Origin of the sequence: Spirulina sp. CS-785/01 (genome assembly GCF_028330525.1) — a bacterium.
Classification (GTDB): domain Bacteria; phylum Cyanobacteriota; class Cyanobacteriia; order Cyanobacteriales; family Spirulinaceae; genus JAQMSD01.
This window is the reverse complement of sequence record NZ_JAQMSD010000346.1, coordinates 20,324-30,655: the sequence shown is the minus strand read 5'-3', so window position 1 is coordinate 30,655 and position 10,332 is coordinate 20,324. Positions and strand designations below refer to the sequence as shown.

At 43.0% G+C, this 10,332-nt stretch carries 7 protein-coding genes and 1 CRISPR repeat array; all 7 genes read right to left on the bottom strand.

Features of this window, described 5'->3' with window-relative positions; translation table 11 throughout:
• Positions 1-162 precede the first annotated feature (162 nt).
• A CRISPR array of direct repeats spans positions 163-5,150; the repeat unit is 37 nt; unit sequence GTTTCAATCCCTCATAGGGATTAAGAGTAGTTGAAAC.
• Between the two features lie 227 nt (positions 5,151-5,377).
• The 7 genes from cas2 to cas7d all read right to left on the bottom strand — a co-directional run bounded on the left by cas2 (position 5,378) and on the right by cas7d (position 10,314).
• Positions 5,378-5,650: a CRISPR-associated endonuclease Cas2 gene (gene cas2 / locus PN462_RS23090; RefSeq protein WP_272131215.1), complete on the bottom strand. Its 273-nt coding sequence runs from the start codon at positions 5,648-5,650 to the stop codon at positions 5,378-5,380.
• Positions 5,651-5,790: 140 nt separating this feature from the next.
• Positions 5,791-6,792 (bottom strand): type I-D CRISPR-associated endonuclease Cas1d, encoded by a 1,002-nt coding sequence (cas1d, locus tag PN462_RS23085; RefSeq protein WP_272131214.1) that lies wholly within the window; start codon positions 6,790-6,792, stop codon positions 5,791-5,793.
• Positions 6,793-6,794: 2 nt separating this feature from the next.
• Positions 6,795-7,385 carry a CRISPR-associated protein Cas4 gene (gene cas4 / locus PN462_RS23080; RefSeq protein ID WP_272131213.1) on the bottom strand — a complete coding sequence of 197 codons (591 nt, stop codon included), beginning with the start codon at positions 7,383-7,385 and terminating at the stop codon, positions 6,795-6,797.
• Entirely contained in the window at positions 7,385-8,203 is an 819-nt protein-coding gene (cas6, locus tag PN462_RS23075; RefSeq protein WP_272131212.1) for a CRISPR-associated endoribonuclease Cas6, read from the bottom strand. Before cas6 ends, cas4 begins: the two co-directional genes overlap by 1 nt.
• Complete coding sequence (locus PN462_RS23070; protein WP_272131211.1) at positions 8,193-8,456, bottom strand: hypothetical protein; 264 nt, start codon at positions 8,454-8,456, stop codon at positions 8,193-8,195. Before PN462_RS23070 ends, cas6 begins: the two co-directional genes overlap by 11 nt.
• A 24-nt stretch (positions 8,457-8,480) precedes the next feature.
• On the bottom strand, positions 8,481-9,200 hold the full coding sequence (gene cas5d / locus PN462_RS23065) for a type I-D CRISPR-associated protein Cas5/Csc1 (protein WP_272131210.1): 720 nt from the start codon (positions 9,198-9,200) through the stop codon (positions 8,481-8,483).
• A gap of 100 nt (positions 9,201-9,300) precedes the next feature.
• Positions 9,301-10,314, bottom strand: coding sequence for a type I-D CRISPR-associated protein Cas7/Csc2 (cas7d, locus tag PN462_RS23060; RefSeq protein WP_272131209.1), 1,014 nt, complete (start codon positions 10,312-10,314; stop codon positions 9,301-9,303).
• Positions 10,315-10,332 lie beyond the last annotated feature (18 nt).

Sequence of the window (10,332 nt, the reverse complement as noted above, 5' to 3'; positions counted from 1 at the left end):
TTGTACCCCTTCTTTAGCGGCTCTATATTTTTCGTATAGTTCCTCTGTACTCAAATACGGTTCTATTGTCACTTTTTTTGGCATTTTTCCCTTTGCATCTATTCCTCTCTTAATTTTATACCTTTTATCCGGATTTCATATAATTAAATACCTTACAGAATGGTTTCAATCCCTCATAGGGATTAAGAGTAGTTGAAACATGTCAGACTTGTTCCATGAATCGATTAAATTTGAAGTTTCAATCCCTCATAGGGATTAAGAGTAGTTGAAACTTAAATGGAATTCACGACAGTGACTTGCCACCTGTTTCAATCCCTCATAGGGATTAAGAGTAGTTGAAACTGGATATTGGCGATATAATCACAGGATTTCCTACGGGTTTCAATCCCTCATAGGGATTAAGAGTAGTTGAAACCGCAAGCTGATCAAGGATGCAACATGGGAGCAGTATGTTTCAATCCCTCATAGGGATTAAGAGTAGTTGAAACTTATGAAGTGGCGGACCAGGGAACCCCCACTTCATGTTTCAATCCCTCATAGGGATTAAGAGTAGTTGAAACATCCCAAGTGAACCCATCACAATGGTTGACGGTACTGGTTTCAATCCCTCATAGGGATTAAGAGTAGTTGAAACAAGTAAGCGAGCGCATCATCCCCACGCATTCCGTCGAGTTTCAATCCCTCATAGGGATTAAGAGTAGTTGAAACTGAACCAGATCAGGAATACTCAGAAGAATATGTTGGTTTCAATCCCTCATAGGGATTAAGAGTAGTTGAAACTCGGGGTCTGTGGGGTCGATATCTAGAGCCTTTTTTGGTGTGTTTCAATCCCTCATAGGGATTAAGAGTAGTTGAAACAATTTTTAGAAAATAATGGAGTTAGTTAGAATACTTGTTTTTTTGGTGTGTTTCAATCCCTCATAGGGATTAAGAGTAGTTGAAACTTTAAACAGCCGTTGAAGCATCGCACCGCTTGGGATATGCTGCGTTTCAATCCCTCATAGGGATTAAGAGTAGTTGAAACAATGCCAAGTACAATCAAGCCCGCAAGCCCGCCAAGTTTCAATCCCTCATAGGGATTAAGAGTAGTTGAAACTGGATAAGCCTGTTCAATATGGTGTTTTTTCAGCAGTTTCAATCCCTCATAGGGATTAAGAGTAGTTGAAACAATAAGGAAATTTATTTTCCGGTTTGTTTCTCTATAGTTTCAATCCCTCATAGGGATTAAGAGTAGTTGAAACCGGGGGGTATCCCCTCCCTCACCCTCACCCTTACGTTTCAATCCCTCATAGGGATTAAGAGTAGTTGAAACGAATGGCTATTTTTAGGGGCGCAAAATTGTTGTTGTTTCAATCCCTCATAGGGATTAAGAGTAGTTGAAACCCACTGGCTGATCGCTCTGGCCTTCCCAAGTTTCCCGGTTTCAATCCCTCATAGGGATTAAGAGTAGTTGAAACCTCACCGTTGAGCCGATAGTGATTGCTCTTAACGTTTCAATCCCTCATAGGGATTAAGAGTAGTTGAAACGGGAGGCGGTCGGGATTTTCAACGCATTGGATATTGTTTCAATCCCTCATAGGGATTAAGAGTAGTTGAAACAAGTTTGTAGAGTAGTTTCTTATCCCCCTTATCTGTTTCAATCCCTCATAGGGATTAAGAGTAGTTGAAACGCAAAAAGTAGCACAAAAACACGCCAGAAATTTAGTTTCAATCCCTCATAGGGATTAAGAGTAGTTGAAACTGCGGGGGTAGGATCGCCCCGTTACTGCTCCTTCTGTTTCAATCCCTCATAGGGATTAAGAGTAGTTGAAACCCCCAAGATTGCGATGCTAGTTACACTCTCTAAAAAGTTTCAATCCCTCATAGGGATTAAGAGTAGTTGAAACTGTTCGAGCCGAATAAATCCCCCCAATACCAATGTTTCAATCCCTCATAGGGATTAAGAGTAGTTGAAACTTTCACTGGAGTTGTTAAATTACTGCTTTTCAGTTTCAATCCCTCATAGGGATTAAGAGTAGTTGAAACCTGTCATACTACTTCCATTTCCGATTCCAATTCCGTTTCAATCCCTCATAGGGATTAAGAGTAGTTGAAACTCGTGCCGGATCGCCGGGTGATGAATAGCCGCAAGTTTCAATCCCTCATAGGGATTAAGAGTAGTTGAAACAAGATGGCTCAATGAAAGAGAAGAAAGCGAAATGGCTAAGTTTCAATCCCTCATAGGGATTAAGAGTAGTTGAAACGAAAGCATTTGAGGAGCTTTTGTCGCTTTCCACCGAAGTTTCAATCCCTCATAGGGATTAAGAGTAGTTGAAACCCTTCGTTTTCAGTCATTGTTAGCAGCATACCTTTGTTTCAATCCCTCATAGGGATTAAGAGTAGTTGAAACTGTGACATTCTCAGAGCGCGTTCTGAGTCCAAATGTTTCAATCCCTCATAGGGATTAAGAGTAGTTGAAACCAGGAGTGGATAGCAGCACCGCTAATGAGCCAAGTAGTTTCAATCCCTCATAGGGATTAAGAGTAGTTGAAACGAAAAAAAGTTATTTGCCATGCCATTCACATCTTCCGTTTCAATCCCTCATAGGGATTAAGAGTAGTTGAAACAAAAACACGATCAACTATTGCATACGTCAATCCGCCTGTTTCAATCCCTCATAGGGATTAAGAGTAGTTGAAACTTTCCATTCCCTCCTACCAATCCCTCCCCCCAGCAGGTTTCAATCCCTCATAGGGATTAAGAGTAGTTGAAACAATAGTCCTAGGCAGTACCTTACACCCCTCTCCCCAACGTTTCAATCCCTCATAGGGATTAAGAGTAGTTGAAACACTGCTTAGAGGCAAATAGGGAGTCCGTTACAAAAGTTTCAATCCCTCATAGGGATTAAGAGTAGTTGAAACACGGTCACACTCACTTTAAGAAAGAAATAGCAAAAAGTTTCAATCCCTCATAGGGATTAAGAGTAGTTGAAACGTTTTCTTTTCATCTAAAAAAATCAGCCATATAGTTTCAATCCCTCATAGGGATTAAGAGTAGTTGAAACTGTGTTAAGTTGGCATAAATTGACACATCACCAGATGTTTCAATCCCTCATAGGGATTAAGAGTAGTTGAAACGGATAAAGTATCCTCTACCAAAGTCAGTACATCCCGTTTCAATCCCTCATAGGGATTAAGAGTAGTTGAAACTAATATTTTGTTACCAATATTTTTTACCTTATCCGTTTCAATCCCTCATAGGGATTAAGAGTAGTTGAAACTATTAGATATATTGGCTAATTCTTGCTTTTCTTTTAAAGTTTCAATCCCTCATAGGGATTAAGAGTAGTTGAAACCCGCGCTCTAGAAATAAATCAGTCACTGTGATAGCAGTTTCAATCCCTCATAGGGATTAAGAGTAGTTGAAACTTAATCAGCAGTTTGGCTCTACAAAAGGCCAAATTTGTTTCAATCCCTCATAGGGATTAAGAGTAGTTGAAACGGTAGAATCTCGGCTCGAAATGGCTAGGGAGGATAAGGTTTCAATCCCTCATAGGGATTAAGAGTAGTTGAAACAGAAGACGACGGTTCGTTTTAAATTTTCTTTACCGCGTTTCAATCCCTCATAGGGATTAAGAGTAGTTGAAACTGAAGTTTGCTGGTTAATTTGTTTGGATAATGGCTCGTTTCAATCCCTCATAGGGATTAAGAGTAGTTGAAACGCTGGATACGCTAAACATGACCGCTATTGAAAAAGTTTCAATCCCTCATAGGGATTAAGAGTAGTTGAAACTCCTTAGTGCGAGACACAGGAGGAAGTCTCCCCTGCTTTCGGAGTTTCAATCCCTCATAGGGATTAAGAGTAGTTGAAACATTTTTCACTCGGTAGTACATCAGAACTAATCAGTTTCAATCCCTCATAGGGATTAAGAGTAGTTGAAACCCCTTTGGATGATCCGGTGTTAATTGCGCCTCATGTAGTTTCAATCCCTCATAGGGATTAAGAGTAGTTGAAACAGCTTTAAACGATTTAGAAAATTGATTTAAAAGTCGAGTTTCAATCCCTCATAGGGATTAAGAGTAGTTGAAACACTTTCAGCAAGAGATAATTCGCCACATCACTCTAGTTTCAATCCCTCATAGGGATTAAGAGTAGTTGAAACGTTGGTAATAAGTCGGTTAGTGTAACCACCGGGGGCGCGTTTCAATCCCTCATAGGGATTAAGAGTAGTTGAAACTAGCTAGTAAAGGATCAGGAATATGCCTAAGAGAGTTTCAATCCCTCATAGGGATTAAGAGTAGTTGAAACCTAAAGGTTCGATTACTGTTGCTTATAATTTTCAGTTTCAATCCCTCATAGGGATTAAGAGTAGTTGAAACGTAAATGGGGAAAAAAGTGTAGGGGATAAAATCCTGGTTTCAATCCCTCATAGGGATTAAGAGTAGTTGAAACACTTCTAGAGGTTTCCTTGCTAATCCTCTGGATGGTTGGTTTCAATCCCTCATAGGGATTAAGAGTAGTTGAAACAGGCATTATAGTCCTGGCCCTTGCCAATCGGTTCGTTTCAATCCCTCATAGGGATTAAGAGTAGTTGAAACGCTAATGAGGCCGACGGGATTGTCGCGCTCAAACTTGTTTCAATCCCTCATAGGGATTAAGAGTAGTTGAAACCCGTCAAGTTTACGGCCCTCAACTTTAGAGAAAGTTTCAATCCCTCATAGGGATTAAGAGTAGTTGAAACAGTTTCTCACTATTACTAATTGGCAGTGGATGGAGTTTCAATCCCTCATAGGGATTAAGAGTAGTTGAAACCTCTTCTTTGCTTTCTGGTATTTCGCAAGATCCTGTTTCAATCCCTCATAGGGATTAAGAGTAGTTGAAACTTCAGTTATATTGGTATCTTGCGGTAATAGTTCTTTAAGTTTCAATCCCTCATAGGGATTAAGAGTAGTTGAAACTAAATAGCTATTTTTCTATTAATGCAAGTATGTTGTTTCAATCCCTCATAGGGATTAAGAGTAGTTGAAACAAACGATACGTTTGCAAGTATTAGAAACGAGATACGTTTCAATCCCTCATAGGGATTAAGAGTAGTTGAAACGCAATAATGAGAATGGGTCATTATTACCTTGAGGTTTCAATCCCTCATAGGGATTAAGAGTAGTTGAAACTGCGGTGGTCTGAAACCCTGATTGTATTTAGTTTTCAAGGTGCAGTTGCGCGACGCGCATAAAAATATAATAACACCAACCTCTCAAAAACGCAAAAAAACGCTGAAACCCAAGCCCAGAGCCGTGCGCGACAGTCTCCAAAAAAGAAAGAGGGTCAAACGCAGACCCACTCTAGCTTACAGCGATTTTTCACCAAACCTCAAAAAAAACACCCTCACCGTCGCGCATCAAGCAAAAAAGATCGTATCATCTCGCACCGCCTCACCCCCAATGCGCTCCACCTTCCCCTGACAACACCCACAGAGAAAATAAAAGCGAATACTATCCGTCTCCGGATTAATCAGCTTATTCAAGCGATCGCGCAATTTAGCATACTCCGTCTTCGTCAACTCGCACTCAAACACACTATACTGCATCCACTGCCCATAAGACTTGAGAATACTGTGAATCTTCGTGCGGCGTTTATCTTCCGAAATATCGTAACTGATCACGACAAACATTAGTTTTGTTTTTGATTATTTGTTGTTAGTTGAAAACCCCAGAAAGCCCTAGAAAAGCTAGAAACCGGGTTTCTATCCTGAATGGGAATAAACGCCCCAAGCTCTGTACAGAAACCCGGTTTCTCCCCCCTGACTGACACTTACCTCACCACCAAAGGCGGATACTCCTCCGTTTCCCCCAATAAAAACTTCGCCAACAACCGCGCTTGTATCTCAAACGCCTCCTGATAAGTACATTGACGCTTCAGCACCGGATGCTTAAACTTCGACTGCTTCTTCTGCTCATACAACCGCAAAAACACCTTTAACCCCTCCGGAGTCAACGACACCGCCCCACTTAACGGCTCAGTGGTAAAATCCTCTAGAGTTAACTTATTTTGGTTCAACGCCGCTAACACCACCGCATCCACCACCAAAGGCCGAAACTCCTCCATCAAATCCAACGCCAACGCAGGCCGCCCATAATGGGTAACATGGAGATATCCCAAATAAGGATCAAACCCCACAATATTCACCGCACTTTGGATATCGTGACGCAACAACGCATAACCCAGACTCAATAACGAGTTTACCGGATCAGTAGGTGGCCGACGGCGACGAGAGCAAAAACTAAACCCCTCATTCTGAATTAATTGGCCAAAACAGCCAAAATAAGCCGCACTCCCCGCACCCTCTAACCCCCGTAAACTGTCCACCTGCTCCGTCCGGGCAATCGGTTTAATCGCTTGTTCTATCTTCGTGATAGACTCCTGGAGAGGGAGATCAGGCGATTGACGTAGCCGCCGCATCAACCCATTACGATAATTCTTCAACTTCCCTCGCACCAACCCCCGCACAACGTCCACCGCTTGATCTTCCCCCACCGCACCCCATTGCGCTTTCCGCACAAAAATATTCTTCGTCATTTCCGGTTCTAACCGTCCTAAATAGCGGCCAGTCACCTTGAGAAAACTAAGGGGAATATGACGTTGTAACAACTCCGTCACCACCGCAGGAGAAACCGTCGTGCGGCCTAACGCCACCACCCCCTCTACCTTAATCAACGGCACATCCAAAATCATCTTTTTCTCCGCCTTCACCGTCAACCGTTCATCAGTTTTGCCAATAAAAGAATCTTCCCGTGTCACATATATCGTTCCCATCGTTAACTCTCCTCTCGATAAGTTTTTAACTTCTTACTCGCTTGGGGGAGACATTGCTTATACAAACTGCACCCCCGACAGCGAGGGGTATAAACAGGTTTAGGCCGTTCCCCCGTCTGGAATAACTCTCGTAAAGCCGTTAAAATACCAATAGCCTCCTCCCGTAACTGTGCAGATATCTCTACGGTTTCCCGTTGATGGGAATGAGCATAATAGAGAAACCCCCTTTGAACAGGTTTCCCCGTCATCTCCTCCAAACAAAGAGCTTGAGCGCACACCTGGAGCGCGTCATTCCCCCATTCTCCGGGTTTTCCCCGCTTATACTCCACCGGGTAAAACTCCCCTTGTGCGGCCTCAATTAAATCCGCTTTGCCAATTAACTGATATTGCTCCGACTTGAGCCAAATCGCCCGCACTTGCCACGTTTCCCCCTGTTGTGTTTCACTGAGAGTATGGACACGCTGGTGTAAACTCGTCCCCTCCACCGTGTACTCATTCTCGGTAAACTCCCCCGCACAAAACATCCGCCAGCAGCGATGGGGACAATAGGCATAATGATTTAAAGCTGCAATAGGGATATAATCCGTATTCATCAGGGTTTCCTCCGTCGTACCATTCCCATTCCCATCGTCGTCTTGCGGCCTACCCCTGCATACACCGCAAAGTCGGCCAGCGCGTTAACCTGTTTCACTGTTTCCCCATCCGTCTTCCCCAGAAAGCGATAGGTTAACTCCCCCACACAGCCAATAAATTTACTGCGAGCATCCATCACCATTTCCGTGTGAATATTGAAAAAACTGGGATAAAGATTCTCTAACGCTAATTCGGGCAACTCGATGCCACTATACTTATTCCAGCGACTCCGCAAACTATTAAACACCGACTCCTGCTGAGGAAAGGCCGTGTCATATTTCCCCTGACGAAAGGCCATAGGGGTGGCAAAGAGAAAAGACAAGTTACGCTCCTCTGAGGATGCTTCCTCGTACAACTGCTCGTATAAACAAGCATTGGCCCAGGGTTGCTCGGCTTGGGGTGTCCCTAAAATACTGGTAATCTGTAAGTCAGTAGGGCCTAAATGCCAAGGCCGTTCTAAGTTCAGATTAAGCCACAGTTGCGTCAGTCGGCTAAACATCCCCTCATCCAGCAGCGAAACCCGCACCCAGCAAGGTGTCCCCTTGGGGATGGGTTTGGGGTGATGCCATTGCAACAGGGGCGCGTTATTCTGGTTGTAGGTTTGTAAGGGACTGGTGGTAAAGGGTTTATTTCCCTGTGACTGGTGCAACTGTTCCGACAACTCGGCATCTACCGCGTTGACAAGAGAGAGGAATAAGGCGTGAATGTGCCGTCCTTGCAGGTATTTGGGGGATATTGGTGCAAGGGGGATAAGGTTGAAGACAAGACTATAGGGCATGATAGGTTTCTGTACTATAGGGACAGTTGGGATTGTACCCTCCCAGAAAAATGGCTGCGGTGGTGCAGGGATAGGGGAGGTTTGGGGGTGCGAGACGATGCGCTCCGTTGCACCCGTGGTGATGTTGGTTAAGTTGTAGGGTGACGGGGATGATTTTCTGAATGTCGTTATATCCCTGTTGATACCCGGCAATGACAACGCGGGTGTTGGGGGGGTATTGTTTAAGGTGGTCGATGAGTTCTTGAATAGTCATGGTTGCAATGAGAAAGGGCGAGTTTTAGTTAAACCGATATTCCATACAGGCCGGGAGTTTTCGCTTTTGTCCTTCAACTTCGATTTCGTAATATTGCCCCTTGAGTTGGACGTTACGAATTAAGCTCACAGGGGGCATATTAATCACGTCATAGCGAATCACTTGATGGGTAAACATGACATCAAGGGGGTTGAGGGGATAGGGATAAGAAAAAACGCCTTTCCCTTGACGCAGTAGAGGTAATTCTCGTGTTGTGACTTCTGCCTTACTTGACCATTTCCCTAAACGAATCCAGTAGCGATTCCAGTTTACAAATTTCAGGGGCTTTTCTGTGATAATGAAACATTCAAATTCACTTTCGGGGGCAATTTCTTTAGCTCTGCCAAAACTGGGGATATTTTTCTGAGTCTTTTTCATTTCTACATGGTAATTATTATTGGCATATTTCCATGTATTGAGGACACAAGTATGAGTAATGGTTCTGGCCGGAGTGACATAAATATTTTGTTCATTGAGTGGGGTTAAATGTGCCTCATATTGGGGGACTTGAGTGGCACAGAAATAACGGTATTCTTCCTCTGGAGAAGGGATTGTCGTTTGATAGTAATGACTATCTACTAATCCCAACGCATAACACAAGGCATAGTTATGCAAAATTGGCTCAGTTTCGTAGAGTCTGCCTATTTCGCGGGTGGCAAAATAGAGACTATCATGGAGTTCAATTCGACATTGATAAATATACATTACCCGTCTTTCAGAATTGCAGTAAATTGATTGGATGGGGACGTAAGCAATACGCCCCTACACTATTTAATTTTCCCAAAGGGGTGTAGGCAATATGCCTCTAAGCATTGGTTTTTGCTTTACCTTTTTTCTTTTTCTGAATATGGGCTTTTTCGTAAGTTTTGGCTTCTTGATCCGCTTGGTGTAAAATAGAGGTGATGCCTTCTTCTGTTCCGGTTAGACTTTTCACTTCTGCTAATAAATCATTAAAGTTTTCGCCAATATAATCGGTATGCACGATAAATTCCTCTGCCATTAATGCTTGAATTGCTTCGGTTGCTTTGTCTTTCACTAAATCCTCGTCTAAGGGATCAATTGAGGTTAATAGTTCTTCGGGTAAACGGTCATAAATTGCCTGAGTCCAGCGTAAATTGCTGGTGATTTCACCATCAGCAAAAACGACCCCAATTAATTCATTGCGGACTCGTCCCGTTCGGGTGGTTTGCGCTCCATAATGACGGGTTCGCATGATGTTGTTAAAGACATACAAAAAACTAGCTTCTGTGGGGTCTTTTAAGGTGACAATGCTAGGGAAAAAGACTTGGGGACGGATGTGATCTTGTTGGTTAATGCGACTGGTAACTTCTCCGGGTTTTGTGCCGTTTTCTCCCTTGGAGGCCATTGTTCCATTTTCGTAGGGAGCATTGAGCGTAAAGGTTTCGTGAGATTCATCAAAAGAGGTAATAGAGAATGCGGTATCAACGATAACTTTTGATTTTTCTGACCCAGAATCTCCAATGGCAAACCCATAAATAATACAGTCTGGGTTATCCATCGCAAAGTTAACATTATATTCGCATTCTTCTGCGGTCATTAACTCATATTTTCGCAATAATTCCCGACCGACTAAACGCTCTGGGGTGGATTGTTTGCGCTTAAACATGGACAAGCGACTAATCGCTTCCCGATTTTGAATTCCAGCACGAACTCGCGCTTTATTTAATTCGCTGTCGGTTTGAAAAAGGGGATAGGATTCAGTTACACGAATGGTGAGGAAATGAACGTATTTTCCCATGGGTTTGTAGGGAATTTCGGTGTGAAAGAATTGGGAATCTAAGGTTTTTAGTAAGGCCATGATGTTTACCTCTCAAAT

Bases quoted from the DNA above. Each gene is read 5' to 3' on its own strand.
- cas2 (WP_272131215.1), bottom strand. From the start codon at position 5,650: ATGTTTGTCGTGATCAGTTACGATATTTCGGAAGATAAACGCCGCACG.
- cas1d (WP_272131214.1), bottom strand. From the start codon at position 6,792: ATGGGAACGATATATGTGACACGGGAAGATTCTTTTATTGGCAAAACT.
- cas4 (WP_272131213.1), bottom strand. From the start codon at position 7,385: ATGAATACGGATTATATCCCTATTGCAGCTTTAAATCATTATGCCTAT.
- cas6 (WP_272131212.1), bottom strand. From the start codon at position 8,203: ATGCCCTATAGTCTTGTCTTCAACCTTATCCCCCTTGCACCAATATCC.
- PN462_RS23070 (WP_272131211.1), bottom strand. From the start codon at position 8,456: ATGACTATTCAAGAACTCATCGACCACCTTAAACAATACCCCCCCAAC.
- cas5d (WP_272131210.1), bottom strand. From the start codon at position 9,200: ATGTATATTTATCAATGTCGAATTGAACTCCATGATAGTCTCTATTTT.
- cas7d (WP_272131209.1), bottom strand. From the start codon at position 10,314: ATGGCCTTACTAAAAACCTTAGATTCCCAATTCTTTCACACCGAAATT.